Below are 20745 nucleotides of genomic sequence, written 5' to 3' on the forward strand. Positions count from 1 at the left end.
GCCCCATGAAGCTGTATTACGCCCCCCAAGCATGCTCGCTCGCAGCGCATATCGTATTGCGCGAACTGGAACTGCCCTTCCAATTGATCCGCGTCGACAACATCACCAAAACCACCGCCGACGGCGACGACTTTCTCGCCATCAACCCCAAGGGTTACGTCGCTGCCTTGCAACTGGAGAACGGCGAGCTGCTGACCGAAGGCCCGGCGATCCTGCAATACCTGGCGGATCTGCAGCCGCAAGCGAAACTGGCCGCAGCCCAGGGGACCTTCGAGCGGGTACGGTTGCAGGAGTGTTTGAATTTCATTTCAACGGAGATTCATGGCGGGCTCGGGTGGCTGTTCAACAGCCGCTTCCCGGATGAAGTGAAAACGTTGATCAAGGAGAAGCTGTTCAAGCGTTTTGCGGTGTTGAACCAGACGTTGGAGCGGCAGGATTTTTTGATGGTGGGCGGGTTCAGTGTTGCGGATGCGTACTTGTTTACGGTGTTGCGTTGGGCGAGGTTGTTTGAGATTGATTTGAATGGGTGGCCGGCGTTGGCAGGGTTTCAAGCGAGGGTGGATCAGCGGCCGGCGGTGAAGGCGGCGTTGGCCGCCGAATTGGCGTAAGACTGAAGATTATTCGCGAGCAAGCCCGCTCCCACAGGACGGTAAAGAACTCATGTGGGAGCGGGCTTGCTCGCGAAGACGGCAGTTCAAGCACCACAGAAACGTCAGAAAGTACTACAAGCTTGCACTCACCCTGGTAGCCACCTCCCCCGGCACCCAGCCCTTCCACACCTGCGGTTGCTCACGCAAAAAGGCTTCGGCGACTTCCCGGGGTTTCTGGCGCTTTTCACTCATCTGGCCCAAGGTCTGGTTCAACAGATCAATCGGCAAATCGACCTTTTCAAAGAACGTCACCAGGTCAGGATATTGCGCCTTGAACGGTGCCGATACACCGATGGCCAGGCTCGCCGGCATCGAGCGCGTGCCCTTGGGGTTCGGGTTGTTGGCATCGGCCAGGGTTTTCCAGGCTTCGGCGTCGAACGGCGGCTCGTCGAGTTTCACCAGTTTGAACCGCCCCAGCAGCGGTGTCGGCGACCAGTAGTAGAACAGCACCGGCTTGCCACGGCGAATCGACGACGCCACCTCGGCATCCAGCGCGGCACCGGAGCCGGTGCGGAAGTTGACGTAGCTGGCGGTCAGGTCATAGGCCTTGAGTTTCTGGCTGTTGACGATTTCCGAGGTCCAGCCGGTCGGGCTGTTGAGGAAGCGTCCGCGGCTCGGGTCTTCGGGGTCACGGAACACGTCCTTGTACTTCGCCAGATCGGCAACGGATTTCAACTCCGGGGCCAACGGCTTGATGCCGCGCTCCGGATCGCCCTTGATCACGTACTCCGGCACCCACCAGCCTTCGGTGGCGCCTTTGACCGTATCGCCGAGGCCAAACACCTTGCCCTCCGCCGCTGCCTTGACCCAGGCTGGGCTGCGTCCGGCCCACTCTTCACCGATGACCTGGATATCGTTTTTCGCCAGCGCCGCTTCCAGGCTGACGGTGCTGCCCGGCAGCGTGTCGGTCGGGTAGCCGTAACCCTTCTCAACGATCAGGCGCAGGATTTCGGTGATCAAACTGCCGCTTTCCCAAGTGATGTCGCCGAAGTGAATGGGGGCGGCTTTTTCCGTGGCCGATGCCGGGTGGGACAACAGGCTCAGGGCCAGCAACGAACTGCCGAGCAGGGTTTTGATCGATCTCATGCGGACCTCTTGTTCTGGAGTGGACGGTTCAGGGATTGATTGGCGCTGTGCCGGTCGCACAGGGCCTGGGAACGGGTCATGTAGTCGCTGACTGAACGCAGCGAGATGCCCAGCGCAGCGGCAATTTGCGCATAGGTCAGGCCGTCGATCCGCGACAGCAGGAAGGTCGAGCGGACTTTCCCGGGCAGGCGCTGAAGGCTGCGATCGACACGGGTCAGGATCTGGGACAACTGCGCCAGCTGCTCCGGCGAATCGGCGTGGATCGGCTCGGCCTGTTGCAGTTGCTGAAGATACCGGCGCTCCAGATCAGCTCGACGCCAGCGCTGATAGAGCAGGCGTTGGGCGATGGTGGTGAGCAAGGCACGGGGTTCGCGGATGGCCGTCAGCCCAGGGGCTTCGAGCAGTTGCACGAAGGTTTCGCAGGCAATGTCTTCGACACCGGCGGCATCGTTCAAGGACTGGCGCAGGCGCGTGCAGAGCCAGTGGTAGTGGGCGCGGAACAGTCCGTCCACGTGTTTGCGATGAAGAATATCGGCGCCGGACATAGGGGCTCCTGGGTTAGGGGTCGCTGAATGTCCGGTGGTCCGGTGAGGCGGATCCTAGCAAGGAGCCTTATTCATTAATAATACTTAAAACTTATTTTTATATTCCAATTGGATAGTTTAGCTATACCTGTAGGAGCGGGCTTGCCCGCGAAAAATGGACCTGTCGACCCAACATTTGCGCCCTATCGCAAATGCCCATACCCCAACACCTCGGCTTCACGCTGATAATCGAGCACCACCTGATAGTCGCTTTCGCTAGCCGGCAGCACCTCTGGCAGACCGAGGGTTTCGGCGACGTCAGGCAATTCGCGCAACGCCTGATTCATCACCTGCAATAGCGCTTCAGCCTGCTGATCGCTGACGGTGGCTGCCGTGATGTAAGGCAAGGTCGGGCTCAAGGCACTGCGCTCAATCACCCGCAAACCAGCCACTTCCTCTGCGACGTGGCGCGCCAGATAGGCAAAGGTCACGCTGTCGATGGCCGCCAGATCGGTAAGGCGTTGGCGCAACCAACGCAGGCTTTCGCGATGACTGCCGCTGATGCCGACCTCAGCAAAAAATCGCCCGTCACGCTGCAACGACGCCAACCGGTGGCGCAGCAAATTCATGCCGCTGTTGGAGTCCTCGCCATTGATCACGCCCCGGCTGCCTCGAAAATCCGCCAGGGTTCGGCGCGAATCGTCGGTCCGTCCCAGAATCAGGCTGCAATGATTGCCGCCACTGCTGTCCGGCAGCTCATACCGAGGGCGCCCCAGTACCCGGACCTTGCCGCGCAATGCCGTCATCAGCGGATAACCGCAGGTTTGTGTGAGCAGCAAGTGCGGCGACAGCCACTGGTCCGGCAGTGACAGGCCTGCGGCATCACGGCGGGTTTCGCCCAGATGTTCGAGGATTCGCGCCAGCCAACGTTCGTTGGCCTGGTGAATCAGCTCGGGGGCGACGTACATCTGTAGTTCGGCGATGTGTTGGGTCATAAAAATGTTCCAAAGCAGCGTAGATCCAATGTGGGAGCGGGCTTGCTCGCGAATGCGGTGTGTGATCCTAGGTTGATGCTGGCAGAGACGACGCCTTCGCGAGCAAGCCCGCTCCCACAGGGATTGTTTTGTTAGCAAATCAGTGAAACGGATGCCTCGGGCTGTCGATGGCTTTGACGCCATGTTCACGCCACAACTGTCCATAACCCTGCACCAAAAACCCGCCACTGCGCGCCAGCCATTGCTCGCGGCGGGCCCGGTAAGCGCGGGGCAAGTCGTACCAGGGCAAGCCCGGCAACTCGTGATGCACCAGGTGGAAATTGAGGTTCAGGAACAGCCAGCGCCACGGCCAGGCGGCTTCATTGAGCACGGTTCGTTGCTCCGGCGCGGCATGGGGTCGATGTTCATAGTAGGAGCGGATCATGGCGATCGACAGCGCTGGCACGCTGATCAAAAACAGGTAATGCCAGACTGCAAACACGCTGAAGTGCGCGATGAACAGCAGCATCAACAGCGTCAGCGAACCGTGGCTCAGCCACATCAGCCAGGCCTGGCGATTACCTGCTTTCAATCGTTGCAACTCTTCACCGGCCAGCGCCAGCAAGGCCAGCGGTGCACCCAGGGCAAAGCGGCCGAGCACGGTCTTGTTCAGCCAGTGCAGGCTGCGCACCCACAGTGAACTGCCCTGCCATTGCCCGGCGCTCAGATAGCGGCTCTCCGGATCGCGACCGGGGACAGTCAGGTCTTCGTCACGGTGATGCAGCAAATGGCTATCGCGATACAGGGTGTACGGATACCAGACGGCAAACGGCGCGTAACCAAGGATCTTGTTCAGGGTTGTCCGGCGCGTGGGATGACCGTGCAGCAGTTCGTGTTGCACGGACAACCACAGCACCAGCAATGGAATCAGCAACAGCGTGCTCCACCACAAACCTAGCCGATGGCTGCTCAACACGATGCCAAACCAGCCGCCATACACACCGATCAACAGCAACCAGGTCGGCCATTCGGTACGGGCGGTGAAGCGTCGGCGCAGGGTTTCGATTTCTTCTTGGTGGGCGCTATCGAAATAAAGGGGCATGGCGTTGCTCAGATTGGGACCAGTCCCCTTCTGTGCAATGGCCTTGGGAAATCCTGCAGATTATTTTCGGGAGGATCGCTCCCATGTTGCATGGGAGCGATCAATCAACGCGGGATCAGTGACCGAACACACCAACCTTCTTGGCCTTCTTGTCCGCGCGTTTTTCAATGGCGGTTTTCACCGGTTTTTTTTTCGCCGATTTCTTTGAATCCATACCTTTGGACATGATGCGTACTCCACTCGAGGGGATGTGAGATCAGGTATACACCTATCCCGCAGCGCGTGTTCTTTTATAATCGCCCGTTTTGCACACCGACAGCCCAAGACCATGTCCGACACCCGATACGCCCTGCTCGACGAGCCGTTATGGCCCTTGATGAACAAGTTCTACCGCGCTCACCAATCATCGATGAAAGCCGTGCGCGACGCGCAGTTGTGGGTGGCCCGGCGTGACCGGATTGTTGCCGCGCTGTGTTTGCGTCCGGTCTCCGGCGGGCATTGGCTGACCGGGTTGTTTGTCGATCCCGAGTGTCGCGAACAAGGGATTGCCGCCGGGTTGATTGCGGCCGCGGTGAAGGATTGCGAACAGCCGGTGTGGTTGTTCTGTCATCCGGACTTGCGCGGGTTTTATGAGCGTCGCGGGTTTACGGTCGATCCGCCGATGCCTTACGCGATGGTTGAACGCTTGAGTCGATATGCGCGCAGCAAGCCGATGATTGCGATGGGGTTGGAGCCGAAGTAACCGGGATCAAACATGTGGGAGCGGGCTTGCTCGCGAGGACGGTGTATCAGTCGCCAGCAATATTGACTGACCGGGCCTCTTCGCGAGCAAGCCCGCTCCCACAGCTTTAGCGGCGATTTAATCGTCCGCGTTGGGGTCCAGGTCCGGGAACATCACCTCGGTGAAGCCAAACTTGCTGAAGTCGGTGATGCGCGACGGGTACAGGCGGCCGATCAGGTGATCACACTCATGCTGCACCACCCGTGCGTGGAACCCCGAGGCAATGCGTACGATGGGATCACCCTTGGGGTCGACGCCTTCGTAGCGAATCTGCTGGTAACGCTGCACCGCGCCGCGCAGGCCGGGTACGGACAAACAGCCTTCAAAACCCTCTTCCAGGGTCGGGCTCAACGGTGTGATCAACGGATTGATCAGGATCGTCTGCGGTACGGCTTCGGCATCCGGATAACGCTCGCTGTGCTCGAAACCGAAGATCACCAGTTGCAGGTCGACGCCGATCTGCGGTGCAGCCAGGCCAACGCCCCCCACACTTTCCATGGTCTGGAACATGTCATCGATCAGTTGCCACAGTTCGGGGCTGTCGAACATTTCGGCCGGCACCGGCGGGGCAATGCGCAGCAGGCGCTCATCGCCCATTTTCAGAATTTCACGAATCATGATCAGGTTTCATCAATGGTTGGTTTGGGTTGTGAATGATCACGGCCCAGTCCCGAAACGTGGTGTTTTTCCTCATGGACGGGACCATGCTCGCCGGCAACTTTTTCGCCCGGGTCCTTGCCCTCTCGCGACATGTGTTCGATCACCGCGTTCATCTCCGCGCCCAGCAGCAGCACCGCGGCGGAAATGTAGAAGTACAGCAACAGCACGATGATCGCACCGATACTGCCATACATGGCGTTGTAGTTGGCGAACTCCTTGACGTACAGACCGAAGCCCAGGGAGGCAATGATCCACACCACCACCGCCAGCACCGAACCGGGGGTAATGAAGCGAAACTCCTGTTTGACGTCGGGCATGACGTAGTAGATCAACGCCACCGCGACCATCAACAGAATCACGATCACCGGCCAGCGCACGATGGTCCATAAGGTGACGATGAAATCCTCAAGCCCGACCTGCGAGGCGATCCAGCCCATCACTTGCGGACCGAGCACCATCAGCGCCGCCGCAATCAGCAGCATGCCGGCAATGCCGACGGTGTAGATAATCGACAACGGAAAGCGTTTCCACAGCGGGCGCCCTTCAACCACGTCGTAGGCCGCGTTCATCGCGCTCATCATCAGCCGCACACCCGCCGAGGCGGTGTACAGCGCAATCACGATACCCACCGAGAGCAAGCCACCCTTGGACTGCTGCAACTGGTCGATCACCGGGTTGACCTGCTCCAACGCCTGGGGCGGCAATACGAGTTCCGATTGCAGGCGCAGCCAGGAGAAGAAATCCGGCAGGTGCAGGAAGCCGATCAGGGCAATCAGGAACAGAATGAAAGGAAACAGCGAAAACAGCATTTGATAGGCCAGCGCCGAGGCATAGGTCGACATCTCGTCGTCGATGAACTCGGTGACCGTGCGCATCATCACACGGTGCAGGGGCAAGCCTCTCATGTCCGGAAAAATCATTCGCGTCTCCATTCGCCGCATACGGATTTGGGTTGAAGTCGTGGCGACTCAGGGGCCGTTTTCTTTCATCAAGGTAGCCCAGTTGGCGACTTTGAAACAATTTCAATGCGCAAGTTCAGGCTGACACAAAAACGGCCATCTGAAGATGGCCGCTTGCTGTTTTCATTAAAGGCCGGATCACGCCTTGTCGATACCTTTCTTGAGCGCATCCTTGGCCTTGCCGACCGCTTGCTGGGCCTCGCCTTTGCGTTCCTGCATCACGCCTTCGGCACGCAGTTTATCGTTGCCGGTGGCTTTGCCGACGCCCTGTTTGACGTTGCCGGCGGCTTCATTGGCCATGCCTTTGACTTTATCGCTTGTGCTGCCCATGGTGATTCTCCGGTGAACATTTCAATGGGAAGAAAAGTCGTTACACAAGGTTGACCGGGGGCTTTTGCAGGGAGTTTCATTTATTTTCACCGCGACATTTCATCGCTCAGTGCAGGTTGCGCTTTATGTTTGCGGGCCAACCCCTGAGAATGCGCAACACATTCAGGCCATGGCGCTGAAGATCCAATCCCGTAGGAATGTTATGAAACTCGATAAAAAGCAGGCCATTGCCCGCAGAAACCAGGAACTCGGCGGTGCTGTGCTTGGCGTCAACAACTGCCACTTCGCCGAACTGAACCGCAACCGCAACATCTGGTGGTTCGACCTCCCGGTGACGCGCCTGGCCATCGGTCAGTACGAGTGGATTCACCTGCTGATGCACTCGCCGGCCACCGACGAGTTGCTGCACCTGAAAGTGCCGACCGTGTTCCTGCGCGAGAAGCTCGAAGGCCTGGTGGTGCGCAATGAAGGCAAGCGCAAGGCGGCATTGAGCCTGGAACTGAGCGCTGACAAGGACTCCTTCCTGCAGGACATGCGCCCGGCGGGCACCAACGTCAACTTCGCGCCGTTTCGCTTGTAATACACAGAACCCTTGTGGCGAGGGGGCTTGCCTCCGTTGGGCTGCGAAGCGGCCCCAAAACCTGCAACCGAGATTTGTCAGACACACCGCGCTCATCTGATTTGCGACGGCTACGCCGCCGAACGGGGGCAAGCCCCCTCGCCACAAAAGCCCCTTCGCCAAAAGTCTGCACCAACAAAAAGCCCCGCATCTGCGGGGCTTTTTGTTGATTACGCGGTGGCTTTCTTCGCGTTGATCTTCTTCAGCTCTTCATCGCGCAGTTCACGACGCAGGATCTTGCCAACGTTAGTGGTCGGCAAAGCGTCGCGGAACTCCACGGAGCGCGGAACCTTGTAGCCGGTGACGTTGGCGCGCATGTGCTCCATCACCTGTTCCTTGGTCAGGGTCACACCCGGCTTGGCAACGATGAAAATCTTGATCGCCTCGCCCGACTTCTCGTCTGGTATGCCGATGGCCGCGCATTGCAGCACGCCAGGCAGGGTGGCCAGCACGTCTTCGAGTTCGTTCGGGTACACGTTGAATCCGGAAACCAGGATCATGTCTTTCTTGCGATCGACAATGCGCATGAAGCCATCGGGCTGGATCAGCGCGATGTCACCGGTCTTCAACCAGCCTTCGCTGTCGAGGATTTCATCGGTGGCTTCCTGACGCTGCCAGTAACCCTTCATGACTTGCGGGCCCTTCACGCACAGCTCGCCGATTTCACCCAACGGCTGCTCGACACCGGCATCGTTGATGACTTTGCACAGGGTCGACGGCACCGGAATGCCGATGGTGCCGACCTGGATGTGCTGGATCGGGTTCACCGTCGCCACCGGGCTGGTTTCGGTCATGCCGTAGCCTTCGCAGATGGCGCAACCGGTCACCGCTTTCCAGCGTTCGGCCGCAGCCAGTTGCAGGGCCATGCCGCCCGACAAGGTGACTTTCAGCGCCGAGAAGTCCAGCTTGCGGAAGCCTTCGTTGTTGCACAGGGCCACAAACAGGGTATTAAGGCCGACAAAGCCGCTGAACTTCCACTTCGACAGTTCCTTGACCATCGCCGGCAGGTCGCGCGGGTTGCTGATCAGGATGTTGTGGTTGCCCGCCAGCATCATCGCCATGCAATGAAAGGTGAATGCATAGATGTGGTACAGCGGCAGCGGCGTGATCAGGATCTCGCAACCTTCATTGAGGTTCGAACCCATCAGCGCCTTGCACTGCAGCATGTTCGCCACCAGGTTGCGGTGGGTCAGCATCGCACCCTTGGCCACGCCGGTGGTGCCGCCGGTATATTGCAGCACCGCAACATCGCTGCTGGCAGGGTTGGCTTCCGCCACTGGCTGGCCCAGGCCTTTGCTCAGCACGTCATTGAACTTGACGGCTTTTGGCAAGTGATAGGCCGGCACCATTTTCTTCACGTACTTGATGACGCTATTGATCAGCAAGCGCTTGAGCGGCGGCAGCAGGTCAGCGACTTCGGTGACGATCACGTGCTTGACGCCGGTTTTCGGCACCACGGTTTCCGCCAGGTGCGCCATGTTGGCCAGGCAGACCAGGGCCTTGGCACCGGAGTCGTTGAATTGGTGCTCCATTTCCCGCGCGGTGTACAGCGGGTTGGTGTTGACCACGATCAGCCCGGCGCGGATGGCGCCGAAGACGGCAACCGGGTACTGCAACACGTTGGGCAGTTGCACGGCGATTCGATCGCCGGGCTGCAAATCGGTATGCTGTTGTAGATAAGCGGCAAACGCACCGGACAATTCATACAGTTCACCGTAGGTGAGTGTCTTGCCCAGGTTGCTGAATGCCGGCTTGTTGGCGAAGCGTTGGCAGGATTGCTTCAACACTGCCTGAATATTCGGATACTCGTCTGGATTGATTTCTGCAGCAATCCCAGCTGGGTACTTATCCTTCCAAAAGTCTTCGATCATGGAAGCCCACTCCTCAGCAACGCGAATTCAGCACCGCATTTGATGCGATTATTATTGGTGTTTGGTCATTGGTGAATCTGGGCTTTTACACAGGCCAAGAAGCACAAAGCGCGCCGAGAGTAGCAGCTTTGCCAAGGGTCGACTAGAGCCAAAAACGGCCTCTACGGTCACATTTGTGACTCAAGAACCTAAAGCAGTCATTTTAGAGCAAAAAATCTATTTATGCCTGGAGCCCACGAAAACCGGGGCTTTAGCGCTAAAACTGTAGGAGCGAGCTTGCTCGCGAAAAACGTCCGGACAACGCGATCATTCAAACAGGGCGCGTTATCGTTGACGTCCATCGCGAGCGAGCTCGCTCCTACAGGGATCCGCGCAAAGCGCGGCCATTCACCAATCAGGCGATATCACGCAACTCCCGCCGCAAAATCTTGCCCACCGGCGTCATTGGCAACGACTCACGCAGCACGATGTGCTTGGGTACTTTGTACGCCGTGAAGTTCTCCTTGCAGTAAGCCTTCAGCTCTTCAAGGCTGACGCCCGCCTCTCGGGCCACCACGAACAACTTCACCGCCTCTCCCGACCGTTCATCTGGCACACCGATGACCGCACAGTTGGCGACGTTCGGGTGAGCCATCACCACGTCTTCGATCTCGTTCGGGTACACGTTGAAACCCGAGACAATGATCATGTCCTTCTTGCGATCGACGATGCGCACGAAACCGTCCGGGTCGATCACTGCAATGTCACCGGACTTGAACCAACCCTCGGCATCCAGCACCTCGGCCGTGGCATCGGGTTTCTGCCAGTAGCCCTTCATGATCTGCGGGCCTTTGATGCACAGCTCGCCACGCTCACCCAAAGGTTGTTCGACGCCATCATCGCTGATGACTTTCAGGGTGGTGCCCGGCACCGGCATGCCGACCGTACCGATCCGCGACTTGTCGCCATACGGGTTGGTACAGGCCACCGGCGAAGTTTCGGTCAGGCCGTAACCTTCGGTGATGCGGCAACCGGTCAGTTGCTCCCAACGCTCGGCGGTGGCCTTGACCAGCGCAGTGCCGCCGGAGTTGGTGAGCTTGAGGCTGGAGAAGTCCAGGGTCTTGAAGTCCGGGTGATCCATCAGCGCGACGAACAGCGTGTTGAGCCCCAGCAACGCCGAGAACCGCCAGTTCTTCAGCTCCTTGATGAAACCGCCGATGTCCCGTGGGTTGGTGATCAGCACGTTGTGGTTGCCGGTCACCATCATGCACATGCAGTTCGCCGTGAAGGCATAGATATGGTACAGCGGCAGCGGCGCGATCATGACCTCCTGGCCTTCGCGCAACAACGGTTGACCGTCGCGGGACGACTGGCTGAGGCAGGCCCGTGCCTGTTGCATGTTCGCCACCAGGTTGCCATGGGTCAGCATCGCGCCCTTGGCCAGGCCGGTGGTGCCGCCGGTGTATTGCAGCACGGCGATGTCGTCGAGGCCGACGTTCAGCGGCTTGATACCCAGCCCCCGGCCCATGCGTAGCGCGCTCTTGAAGGAAACAGCCTGGGGCAAGGAATAGTCCGGGACCATCTTCTTGACCTTGCTCACCACAGTGTTGACCAGCCAACCCTTGGCGGTGGGCATCAGGTCGCCCATCTTCGCTTCGATCAGGTACTGGATATCGGTGTCGGGGAGCACTTCCTGGACTTTCTGGCCGAACATGTTCAGGTACACCAGCGCCCGGGCACCGGAATCCTTGAACTGATGGCGCATTTCCCGTGCGGTGTACAAGGGGTTGGTGTTGACCACGATCAGCCCGGCGCGCAAGGCACCGAACACGGCAATCGGGTAATGCAGGACGTTGGGCATCTGCACTGCGATGCGGTCACCCGGTACCAGGTCGGTGTGGGCTTGCAGGTAGCCTGCGAAAGCAGCGCTCTGGCGTTCCAGTTCGGCGTAGGTCAGGGTGACGCCCATGTTGCTGAACGCGGGGCGGTCAGCAAACTTCTTGCAGGAACGCTCGAACACCTCGATCACCGATTTGAAGGCCCCCAGATCGATATCCAGGGGGACGCCGGCCGGGCGTTTGTCATTCCAGAAATCAGGTTGCATTGTTCTTGTCCTCTTTACCTGAATCTATCCGGGGCCACTGTTCTGTCATTTCTCAAGAAAAATGCAAAAAGCGGAGCTTCACGGACACTAGCAGTTATGACGTAGCAGGCAAATATGCCAACCGCCGTCATTGATCGTATGAATCTTTCTGCCGTGGCGTAGCCTGATCAGACGCCCGTTCAAGGATGCGCTATAAACTGCAACGAGCTGTTTCCAACCAGGCAGCCCCATGCAAAGGAACCGCCATGATCCATGACACTTTCTGGCTGACCACGAGCGACCACAGTCGCCTCTTCGTCAACCAGTGGCTTCCCGACGGCAGCCTCAAGGCAATTATTCTGCTGGCCCACGGCATGGCCGAGCACAGCGCTCGCTATGGCCCGCTGGCGGAAAAACTCTGTGATCAGGGCTATGGCGTGTGTGCACCGGACCTGCGTGGACATGGCAAAACTGCCGAAAACGGGACGCTCGGACATTTCGCCGATGACGATGGCTGGTGCAAGGTCGTGAGCGACCTGGCCAGCCTCAACCAGCACATCGGCCAGCAGCACCCTGGCATACCGATCGTGCTGCTCGGCCACAGCATGGGCAGTTACATTGCCCAGGCTTATCTGCTGCACCACAGTGCCAGCCTGCACGGGGCAATCCTCAGCGGCTCGAATTTCCAACCCGTAGCGCTTTATCGCGCGGCACGGCAGATCGCCCGTCTCGAACGCCTGCGCCAGGGCGGCAAAGGACGCAGCGCCTTGATCGAATGGCTGTCCTTCGGCTCGTTCAACAACAAATTCAAACCGGCACGCACGCCGTTCGACTGGCTCAGCCGTGATCCGGCGCAGGTCGATCTGTACGTCAACGACCCGCTTTGCGGTTTCCGCTGCACCAATCAACTGTGGATCGACTTGCTCGGTGGCTTGCAGCAAATCAGCAAAGCGTCCAATCTCGCCCAGATCGATCCGGGCCTGCCGCTGCTGGTGATTGGCGGTGAATGTGATCCGGTGAGTGAGGGCAAACGTCTCAAGGATCTGGCCGACGCGCTGCGGGCGGCCGGCAGCCAGCACCTGCAACTGACCGTTTACCCGCAGGCACGGCACGAACTGTTCAACGAGAGCAACCGCGATGAAATCATCGCCGATGTGCTGAACTGGATCGCACAGGCCTTGAGCACTCCTCGGCCACACCGATCCGAATAGTTTTTTTGTGAATTTTTTAATTCGTCACAGGAATTGAGACAGATGACCCAGGTTACCAACACCCCTTACGAAGCCCTCGAAGTCGGCCAGACCGCCAGTTTCAGCAAGACCGTCGAAGAGCGCGACATCCAGTTGTTCGCTGCAATGTCCGGCGACCACAACCCAGTGCACCTGGATGCCGAATACGCCGCCAGCACCATGTTCAAGGAACGCATCGCCCACGGCATGTTCAGCGGTGCACTGATCAGCGCGGCGGTCGCTTGCGAATTGCCTGGGCCGGGGACTATCTACATCGGCCAGACAATGAGCTTTCAGAAACCGGTGAAAATTGGCGACACCCTGACAGTGCGCCTGGAAATCCTCGAAAAATTGCCGAAGTTTCGCGTGCGCATTGCCACGCGCGTGTTCAACCAGCGCGATGAACTGGTGGTGGACGGCGAGGCGGAAATCCTCGCGCCACGCAAGCAACAGAGCGTGACGTTGACTGAACTGCCGGCGATCAGCATCGGCTGATTGACGGGTCAAAAACAAACAATGTGGGAGCGGGCTTGCTCGCGAAGGGGGCGTGTCAGTCACTGATAATGGTGACAGGCGGATCGCCTTCGCGAGCAAGCCCGCTCCCACAGTTGTTTCAGGCTGGCTTACGAACGGGCACGCGCCTGGTTACGCAGGGCTTTGACCTGGTCGTGGTTACGCTGTACGCCGTGGTACTGACGCTCAACCAGGTCACGAATGCCCACCAGGTTGTGCTTGTTGATTTTCTCCATGGCATCCCGATAAGCCTTCAATGCATGGTCTTCACCGCGCTCGGCTTCATTGAGTACAGCCTCTTCGTCCTTGCTGGTGAACATCGACTTCACGTCGACCCAACGACGGTGCAGGTCGCCGCTGACACTGGTGGAAGTTTCCGGATCGCCACCCATCGAACGCACGGCAGACTGCAATTCCGCAGCGGCAGTGCCGCAATCAGTCGCACGATTGATAAACAGGGTTTTGAGTTCAGGGTGCTTGATGTCTTCAGCGCAAGTCTTGAACCCGGCCTGACCGTCCTTGCTGGTTTCAATCAGGTCATTGAGTACAGAAATCGCTTCTTTGTTCATGTCGGTCATTTTTCAATTCCTCGCGGGTGATGAAAGATGCAATGAGTAGTGCACCCTGCATGCCAGCCTGGAACTGTTACGTTATTCTTTATTTTTCAAACAGTTATCTATTATCCGAAAATCTGTATCCGTTTTATTTGCATGATCTGTCATTTGGCCTGCATGCAGAATGCCTGTATTTTCCAGACTGACTGAATCAAGACGACCGATCGATGAATCCTGAAAAGCTCGAACTGCTGATCACCCGCGAAATGCCCTTCGGCAAGTACAAGGGTCGAATCATTGCCGACCTGCCCGGCCCCTACCTGAACTGGTTCGCCCGGGAGGGCTTCCCCCATGGCGAGTTGGGTGGCCTGTTGGCACTGATGCAGGAAATCGATCACAACGGTTTGTCGGACTTGCTTGAACCGCTGCGCGCCAAACACGGCAAACCGGCCCCGCGCCACTGAATCACCTACCGAGTAGCCCATGCCCGACAACACCCGCCGCGCCCGTGATGAAGCTTTCTGGCAAACCTTTGCCGACCGCTACGATGTCGAACCCGGCCCGCTCAATCTGGAAAACGGTTACTTCGGGCGCATGTCGCGCACGGTGGTCGAGGAATACCAGCGCAACATCGAACTCATCAATCGCAGTAACTCGGTGTACGTGCGTCAGCGTTTCGAACAGGACGACAGCCTGAAGATCCGCGCGCAACTGGCCAGGCTGATTGGTGTACCCGCCGACAGCATCGCCCTGACCCGTAACGCGTCGGAAGGCTTGCAGTCGCTGATCCGCAACTACAACCGGCTGCAGCCCGGCGATCAAGTACTGTTCTGCGATCTGGAATACGACACGGTCAAGGGCGCCATGCGTTGGCTGGCACGCAATCGTGGTGTCGAAGTGATCGAGATCGAACACACGCACCCGGCAACCTTCGACGGCTTGCTCAATACCTATCGGGAAGCCTTCGCGAAGTATCCACGGCTGAAGTTGATGGCCCTGACCCACGTCACCCATCGCACGGGCCTGGTGATGCCGGTGCAGGCGATTGCTGCCGCGGCGAAGGAACATGGCATCGACGTCATCCTCGATGGTGCCCATGCCCTCGGCCAGATCGAATTCGACCTCACCGACCTGGGCATCTACTTCGCCGGTTTCAACCTGCACAAGTGGATCGGCGCGCCGTTGACGCTCGGCTTTATCTATATCGCTCCCGAGCGCCTGGCCGACATCGACCCGGACATGGGCGAGATGCATTATCCGCCGACTGACATCCGTGCCCGCACTTCGTACAGCACTCCCAACATCCCGGCGCTGCTGACCCTGCCGCTGGTGCTCGAAGAACATTGGGCGATGGGAGGAGCCGGGGCCAAGGGCGCGCGCCTCAATTACCTGCGCAACCTGTGGGTGCGCGAAGTTCGCGAACTTCCGGGCATCGAGGTGTTGACCCCGGATGATCCACGACTGTATTGCGGCATCACTTCGATGCGCTTTACCCAACAGGCCGATCAACAGGTGATGGTCGAACGGCTGCTCAACGACTACAACCTGTTCACCGTGGTGCGCAGTGGCGCGGCTTGCGGGCCGTGCATCCGCGTGACACCGGGATTGACCAGCACTGCCGACCATATGCAGCAGTTGATCACCGCGCTGAAAGAACTGCGCTGAACACTCACCATTGTGGGAGCGAGCTTGCTCGCGATGGTCGTGAACGATAACGCGTGAATCCTGATGCCCAGTGGCGCTCTCGGTTTTTTCGCGAGCAGGCTCGCTCCTACAGGGATTGGCGCAGTTTTCTACGGGCAAAAAAAACGGTGCACCGACCAAGCGCACCGTAAAGCCGTAGAACACACAACGAAGTGTCGGGTGAAGCGATCAGTCCAGCAGCGCCAAGGCCTCGGCGGTGCATTCCTGAATGCGGGCCCAGTCGCCGTTCTTGATCCACTCCGGATCAAGCATCCAGCTACCGCCCACGCACATGACGTTTTTCAACGCCATGTAGCTCTTGATATTGGCCGGGCCCACGCCGCCGGTCGGGCAGAATTTCACTTCGCCGAACGGGCCGCCCAAAGCCTTGATGGCTGCAACACCACCGCTGACTTCCGCCGGGAACAGCTTGAAGCGGCGATAGCCCAGACCATAGCCTTCCATGATGCCCGAGGCATTGCTGATGCCCGGCAACAGTGGAATCGGGCTGGCAACGCTGGCTTCCAGCAAGTCGCGGGTGATGCCCGGCGTGACGATGAACTGCGAACCCGCCGCTTCCGCCGCCGCCAGCATCTGGCGATCAAGCACGGTACCGGCACCTGTCACCAACTCCGGACGCTGCTCGCGCAGAATCTGGATGGCCTTGAGGCCGAACTGCGAACGCAGGGTCACTTCCAGTGCGGTCAGGCCACCGGCAGCGAGGGCATCGGCCAGCGGCAGGACATCCTGCTCGCGGGCAATGGTGATCACCGGCAGAATCCGCGCTTTCGCGCAGAGGCTGTCGATCAGGGCAACTTTGTCCGCCATGGAAACGGTCGGGGATGGGGTTGTCATAGCGGCTGTTCCTTGGCTCATGGGCACCAGTAAATCTCTAACGTGGGTTGCAGAAATGCGCGCACCGGCATTTCGGCGACATCGTCACCGGCCAGTGCGGTACTCAGGGTGGTCAGCTTGGACTGACCGGAAATCGATAGAACTTTGTGCTTGGCCGAGGCCAGCAGTGCGCGGCTCATGGTCAAGCGCTGATGCGGCACGGTCGGCGCCAGCATCGGCCAGCAGCGACGGGTGCCATCGGCCTGCAATGCCTCGGCAAGGTTCGGGCTGTTGGGGAACAGCGACGCGGTGTGGCCGTCATCGCCCATACCGAGGATCAGTACATCGATCACCGGCAGTTCGGACAGCAACCGGTCGGCCTGCTCGGCCGCCTGTTCAAGATTGGCGCTAGCGCTGTAGAGGCTGAGGAACTGCGCCTTGGCCGCCGGGCCTTGCAGCAGGTAACGCTTGATCAGGCCGGCGTTGCTGTCAGCGTGCTCCACCGGCACCCAGCGCTCGTCGGCCAGGCTGACCACCACGTTCGACCAGTCCAGCGCCTGCTTGGCCAGGTGCTGGAAAAACGCCACCGGGCTGCGGCCACCGGACACCACCAGGGTCGCAGTGCCCTGGGCGTCGATCGCATTGCTCAATTGTTTGGCCACATTCAGTGCCAGGCTTTCAGCCAGCAGCACCGGGCTCTTGAACGCATGGGCGCTGACGCCCTGCGGTAGATTCAGTTTAGATATCGCCATACCACGACCTCCCGTCCCGCGTGATCAGAGCAATGGAGCTCATCGGCCCCCAGGACCCGGCCGCGTACGGCTTGGGCGCATCACCGGATTTTTTCCACCCGGCGATCAACTGGTCACACCACTTCCACGCGGCTTCGATTTCATCTTTACGGACAAACAGGTTCTGATTGCCGCGCATCACTTCCAGCAACAACCGCTCGTAGGCATCGGGAATCCGTGCGCTGCTCCAGGTGTCGGAAAAATTCAGCTGCAACGGACCGCTGCGCAGCTGCATGCCTTTGTCCAGGCCTTGATCCTTGGTCATCACGCGCAAGGAAATGCCTTCGTCCGGTTGCAGGCGGATAATCAGTTTGTTGCTGATTTGCAGGCGCTGCTCGGGAGCGAAGATGTAGTGCGACGGTTCCTTGAAGTGGATGACGATCTGCGACAGCTTCTGCGGCATGCGCTTGCCGGTACGCAGGTAAAACGGCACGCCGGCCCAGCGCCAGTTGCGGATGTCGGCACGCAGGGCGACGAAGGTTTCAGTGTCGCTCTGGGTATTGGAATTGGGTTCTTCCAGGTAGCCCGGCACCGCTTTGCCTTCGCTGTAGCCGGCGATGTACTGGCCGCGCACCACTTGGGTGGTCAGGCCTTCCGGGCTGATCGGCGCCAGGGCCTTGAGCACCTTGACCTTCTCGTCACGGATGCTGTCGGCGGACAGGTCGGCCGGCGGGTCCATGGCGATCAGGCAGAGCAGTTGCAGCAGGTGATTCTGGATCATGTCGCGCAACTGGCCGGCCTTGTCGAAGTAACCCCAGCGGCCTTCGATACCGACCTTCTCGGCCACGGTGATTTCCACGTGGGAAATGTAATTCTGGTTCCACTGGGTTTCGAACAGGCTGTTGGCGAAACGCAGGGCGATCAGGTTCTGGACCGTCTCTTTGCCCAGGTAGTGGTCGATGCGGTAGGTGCGGTTCTCCGGGAAGAACTGCGCCACGGCGTCATTGACCTTGCGCGAGGATTCCAGGTCCGAACCGATGGGTTTTTCCAGCACTACACGGGTATTTTCCGCCAGGCCGACCTTGGCCAGGTTTTCACAGATCGCACCGTAGACGGCAGCCGGCGTGGCGAAGTAGGCAATGACCCGCTGCGCACTGCCAGCGGATTCGGCCAGGGCCACATAATCTTCGGATTTGAGGAAGTCGACGTGCAGGTAGCTCAGGCGTGCCAGAAAACGCTCGACCACGGCTTCGTCCAGCTCTTTGGCACCGACATAGCGGCGCAGCTCGGAGGCGATGAACGTCAGGTGTTCCTGCTCGCTGCCAGCCTCACGGGCCAGCGCGATGATGCGCGTGTCCTCGTGCAACAGGCCCGCGCCGTCGAGTTGGTAAAGGGCAGGAAACAGCTTGCGCAAGGCCAGATCGCCCAGGGCGCCGAACAAGGCAAAGGTGCACGGTTCAACCGTAATCGAGAGCATGATGTTTGTTCTTTTATCAAGTTAAGCTACAAATACCTTTTTTCAAGGCATCACTCAAGGGAAAATGTAGTAATAACCACAACATTTTCGCAAAATACAGATTCCGAGTGGTGGTCGGTCGGAGCCATCAGTAGGATAGGCCACCGTTACGGGCCTCACCAAAGGCCCTTTTTGCATTAGCCGCGCGCTTATCGGTGCCGGTGAATCAAGGATACTTATATGGACCGCGTGCGAAATTTACTGGAGCAAATCCAGAATCGCCTTGAAGAGCTGAACAAGGCCGAACGCAAAGTCGCCGAGGTGATCCTGCTCAACCCGCAGCAGGCCACCCGCTTCAGCATCGCCGCCCTCGCCCAGGCCGCCTCGGTCAGCGAGCCGACGGTCAACCGTTTCTGCCGTTCGTTCGGCGTCAGCGGCTACCCCGAGCTCAAACTGCAACTGGCCCAGAGCCTGGCCAGTGGAGCCGCGTATGTCAGCCGCGCGGTGGAAGCCGACGACAATCCGGAAGCCTATACCAAGAAGATTTTCGGCAGCGCCATCGCATCATTGGACAGTGCCCTGCAGGCCCTGGACCCGAACCTGATCAGCCGCGCCGTCGACCTGTTGATCCAGGCCCGACAGATCCACTTCTTCGGCCTCGGCGCCTCGGCCCCGGTGGCACTGGATGCGCAGCACAAGTTCTTCCGTTTCAACCTCGCCGTCACGGCCCACGCGGATGTGCTGATGCAGCGCATGATTGCCTCGGTAGCCCACACCGGCGAGTTGTTCGTGATCATTTCCTACACCGGCCGCACCCGTGAACTGGTGGAAGTGGCGCGCATTGCCCGGGAAAACGGCGCCTCGGTACTTGGCCTGACCGCCGAGAACTCGCCACTGGCCAAGGCCAGCACCCTGAGCCTGAACATTCCGCTGCCGGAAGACACCGACATCTACATGCCGATGACGTCGCGGATCATCCAGCTGACCGTGCTGGACGTGCTCGCCACTGGCATGACCTTGCGTCGCGGGGTGGATTTCCAACCGCATCTGCGCAAGATCAAGGAGAGTTTGAATGCCAGCCGGTATCCGGTTGGGGATGAGTTCAACTGATCCGAAATCTCAGCTGACCGGTCCGGCCTCATCGCTGGCAAGCCAACTCCTACAGGTGACCCGGTTCCGTCAGAACGAACGCGGTCACATGTGGGAGCGGGCTTGCTCGCGAAGGGGTCAGCCCAAACACCGCAAGATCCAGAACTAGACCCCCACACGCGCCTGCAAACTCAAATGCGCCCGCTCCCCAGGTGCAAGGCACAGGCTGTCGGTGCCGCCACTTGCGGCCTCCACGCAAACGAATTCGGATATCTCGTTCCAGGTCACACCGAGCAACGGACGTGAACCGGGATGCCACACCACCGTATCGGCCGTATCCCCGGTATCAATGCACAGCGCGCGCTGCCAGACGTGGTCGTTGAGCTGCAGTTCGCCGTCATGCTGGAACACCCGCTGACAACCGCCGTCCACACGCAATTCGCCTTCCTGCTGACAAACCTGTCGGCTCAACTGGTCGTAACCCTGCGCTCCCTCGAGTCCAGACAGCGCTATCTCACTGACATCGCCAATACGCCAGTAAGCATGCAAAGCCTGGCTCAACTGGCATGGCATGTCGTCCTGATGCTCGGTACTCAGGCGCAGCTCCATGCGCTCACCCAGGTGCGCGTGCAGGTCCACCTGCCAGTCGCACAACTTCAATTGCCAGTGCAAACGCACGCCATCGTCGTCATTGCTACTGTCGAGCAGCTTCCAGTCGAGCAATCGCGCCCAGCCATGGGACGGCCAGGCATTTTCGCTCGGATGCCGGCCATACCATGGCCAACACACCGGCACGCCACCGCGAATGGCGCCGACCTGCGGCCACTTCGCCGCGCACCACAGCCAGGGTTTCTGACCCCTTGGCTGGAAGTGCAGCAACTGCGCGCCCTGGCGACTGAACACCGCCTGACATAGCGGATGATCGATCACCAGCACATCGCGCATCTGATAGCGCTCCCACGCAAACACGGAGCGCTCGCGCAAGGATTTGAAGAAGCGTTGTAGCGGATGCTCAAGCATGTGCCACGGTCCTGAAAA

Annotated in this window: 22 protein-coding genes; 8 read left to right on the forward strand and 14 right to left on the reverse strand. The window is 59.2% G+C overall.

Features of this window, described 5'->3' with window-relative positions:
- The first annotated feature begins 5 nt into the window (after nt 1-5).
- Nucleotides 6-608 carry a glutathione transferase GstA gene (gstA, locus tag QMK54_RS24505; RefSeq protein WP_320401482.1) on the forward strand — a complete coding sequence of 201 codons (603 nt, stop codon included), beginning with the start codon at nt 6-8 and terminating at the stop codon, nt 606-608.
- Between the two features lie 114 nt (nt 609-722).
- Here gstA and QMK54_RS24510 read toward each other — a convergent pair whose 3' ends face one another.
- The 4 genes from QMK54_RS24510 to QMK54_RS24525 form a co-directional block, all read right to left on the reverse strand.
- On the reverse strand, nt 723-1736 hold the full coding sequence (locus QMK54_RS24510; protein WP_102675437.1) for an ABC transporter substrate-binding protein: 1014 nt from the start codon (nt 1734-1736) through the stop codon (nt 723-725).
- The gene (locus QMK54_RS24515) at nt 1733-2281 is read right to left on the reverse strand and encodes a sigma-70 family RNA polymerase sigma factor (RefSeq protein ID WP_320401483.1); all 549 of its coding nucleotides are present in this window, start codon (nt 2279-2281) and stop codon (nt 1733-1735) included. The genes QMK54_RS24510 and QMK54_RS24515 overlap by 4 nt, the downstream gene beginning before the upstream one ends.
- 182 nt (nt 2282-2463) lie before the next feature.
- Complete coding sequence (locus QMK54_RS24520) at nt 2464-3255, reverse strand: phosphate/phosphite/phosphonate ABC transporter substrate-binding protein (RefSeq protein ID WP_110659621.1); 792 nt, start codon at nt 3253-3255, stop codon at nt 2464-2466.
- A 139-nt stretch (nt 3256-3394) separates the two neighbouring features.
- Entirely contained in the window at nt 3395-4336 is a 942-nt protein-coding gene (locus tag QMK54_RS24525) for a fatty acid desaturase (RefSeq protein ID WP_320401484.1), read from the reverse strand.
- Nucleotides 4337-4664: 328 nt separating this feature from the next.
- On the opposite strand from QMK54_RS24525, the gene QMK54_RS24530 reads away from it, so the two are divergent.
- On the forward strand, nt 4665-5078 hold the full coding sequence (locus QMK54_RS24530) for a GNAT family N-acetyltransferase (protein ID WP_223589315.1): 414 nt from the start codon (nt 4665-4667) through the stop codon (nt 5076-5078).
- A 117-nt stretch (nt 5079-5195) separates the two neighbouring features.
- Here the strand turns inward: QMK54_RS24530 and def are convergent, their stop codons facing one another.
- From def to QMK54_RS24545, 3 genes are all read right to left on the reverse strand, one after another.
- Nucleotides 5196-5735: a peptide deformylase gene (def, locus tag QMK54_RS24535; protein WP_110659624.1), complete on the reverse strand. Its 540-nt coding sequence runs from the start codon at nt 5733-5735 to the stop codon at nt 5196-5198.
- 2 nt (nt 5736-5737) lie between these two features.
- On the reverse strand, nt 5738-6697 hold the full coding sequence (locus QMK54_RS24540; protein ID WP_110659625.1) for a YihY/virulence factor BrkB family protein: 960 nt from the start codon (nt 6695-6697) through the stop codon (nt 5738-5740).
- 177 nt (nt 6698-6874) lie between these two features.
- Nucleotides 6875-7066, reverse strand: a complete 192-nt coding sequence (locus QMK54_RS24545; RefSeq protein WP_110659626.1) for a CsbD family protein — start codon at nt 7064-7066, stop codon at nt 6875-6877.
- A 202-nt stretch (nt 7067-7268) separates the two neighbouring features.
- Here QMK54_RS24545 and QMK54_RS24550 point away from each other — a divergent pair, with 202 nt between their 5' ends.
- Nucleotides 7269-7646, forward strand: coding sequence for a hypothetical protein (locus QMK54_RS24550; RefSeq protein WP_110659627.1), 378 nt, complete (start codon nt 7269-7271; stop codon nt 7644-7646).
- A 209-nt stretch (nt 7647-7855) separates the two neighbouring features.
- Here the strand turns inward: QMK54_RS24550 and fadD1 are convergent, their stop codons facing one another.
- Complete coding sequence (gene fadD1 / locus QMK54_RS24555; RefSeq protein ID WP_110662809.1) at nt 7856-9556, reverse strand: long-chain-fatty-acid--CoA ligase FadD1; 1701 nt, start codon at nt 9554-9556, stop codon at nt 7856-7858.
- A 394-nt stretch (nt 9557-9950) separates the two neighbouring features.
- Complete coding sequence (fadD2, locus tag QMK54_RS24560; protein WP_320401485.1) at nt 9951-11639, reverse strand: long-chain-fatty-acid--CoA ligase FadD2; 1689 nt, start codon at nt 11637-11639, stop codon at nt 9951-9953.
- Between the two features lie 245 nt (nt 11640-11884).
- Between fadD2 and QMK54_RS24565 the strand changes: the two genes are divergently transcribed.
- Nucleotides 11885-12829, forward strand: a complete 945-nt coding sequence (locus QMK54_RS24565) for an alpha/beta hydrolase (protein ID WP_110662509.1) — start codon at nt 11885-11887, stop codon at nt 12827-12829.
- 42 nt (nt 12830-12871) lie between these two features.
- Entirely contained in the window at nt 12872-13342 is a 471-nt protein-coding gene (locus QMK54_RS24570; protein WP_095967928.1) for a MaoC family dehydratase, read from the forward strand.
- Nucleotides 13343-13470: 128 nt separating this feature from the next.
- On the opposite strand, the gene QMK54_RS24575 is transcribed toward QMK54_RS24570, so the two are convergent.
- Nucleotides 13471-13938: a ferritin-like domain-containing protein gene (locus QMK54_RS24575; RefSeq protein WP_223589308.1), complete on the reverse strand. Its 468-nt coding sequence runs from the start codon at nt 13936-13938 to the stop codon at nt 13471-13473.
- Between the two features lie 203 nt (nt 13939-14141).
- On the opposite strand from QMK54_RS24575, the gene QMK54_RS24580 reads away from it, so the two are divergent.
- Both QMK54_RS24580 and QMK54_RS24585 read left to right on the forward strand, forming a co-directional pair.
- Nucleotides 14142-14378 (forward strand): DUF3820 family protein, encoded by a 237-nt coding sequence (locus tag QMK54_RS24580; RefSeq protein ID WP_003227425.1) that lies wholly within the window; start codon nt 14142-14144, stop codon nt 14376-14378.
- 19 nt (nt 14379-14397) lie between these two features.
- On the forward strand, nt 14398-15579 hold the full coding sequence (locus tag QMK54_RS24585) for an aminotransferase class V-fold PLP-dependent enzyme (RefSeq protein WP_320401486.1): 1182 nt from the start codon (nt 14398-14400) through the stop codon (nt 15577-15579).
- A gap of 207 nt (nt 15580-15786) precedes the next feature.
- Here QMK54_RS24585 and QMK54_RS24590 read toward each other — a convergent pair whose 3' ends face one another.
- Genes QMK54_RS24590 through zwf form a run of 3 tightly spaced genes read right to left on the reverse strand, consistent with a single transcriptional unit; the run spans nt 15787 to nt 18639 of the window.
- Nucleotides 15787-16452, reverse strand: a complete 666-nt coding sequence (locus QMK54_RS24590; protein WP_008032978.1) for a bifunctional 4-hydroxy-2-oxoglutarate aldolase/2-dehydro-3-deoxy-phosphogluconate aldolase — start codon at nt 16450-16452, stop codon at nt 15787-15789.
- Between the two features lie 17 nt (nt 16453-16469).
- Nucleotides 16470-17183, reverse strand: coding sequence for a 6-phosphogluconolactonase (gene pgl, locus QMK54_RS24595; protein WP_320401487.1), 714 nt, complete (start codon nt 17181-17183; stop codon nt 16470-16472).
- Nucleotides 17170-18639, reverse strand: a complete 1470-nt coding sequence (gene zwf / locus QMK54_RS24600; protein ID WP_320401488.1) for a glucose-6-phosphate dehydrogenase — start codon at nt 18637-18639, stop codon at nt 17170-17172. Before zwf ends, pgl begins: the two co-directional genes overlap by 14 nt.
- A 228-nt stretch (nt 18640-18867) precedes the next feature.
- Here zwf and QMK54_RS24605 point away from each other — a divergent pair, with 228 nt between their 5' ends.
- Entirely contained in the window at nt 18868-19728 is an 861-nt protein-coding gene (locus tag QMK54_RS24605) for a MurR/RpiR family transcriptional regulator (RefSeq protein WP_172681795.1), read from the forward strand.
- A 144-nt stretch (nt 19729-19872) separates the two neighbouring features.
- On the opposite strand, the gene QMK54_RS24610 is transcribed toward QMK54_RS24605, so the two are convergent.
- The gene (locus QMK54_RS24610) at nt 19873-20727 is read right to left on the reverse strand and encodes a D-hexose-6-phosphate mutarotase (protein WP_110661932.1); all 855 of its coding nucleotides are present in this window, start codon (nt 20725-20727) and stop codon (nt 19873-19875) included.
- Nucleotides 20728-20745 lie beyond the last annotated feature (18 nt).

The organism is Pseudomonas sp. P5_109 (assembly GCF_034009455.1).
Taxonomy (GTDB): Bacteria; Pseudomonadota; Gammaproteobacteria; order Pseudomonadales; family Pseudomonadaceae; genus Aquipseudomonas.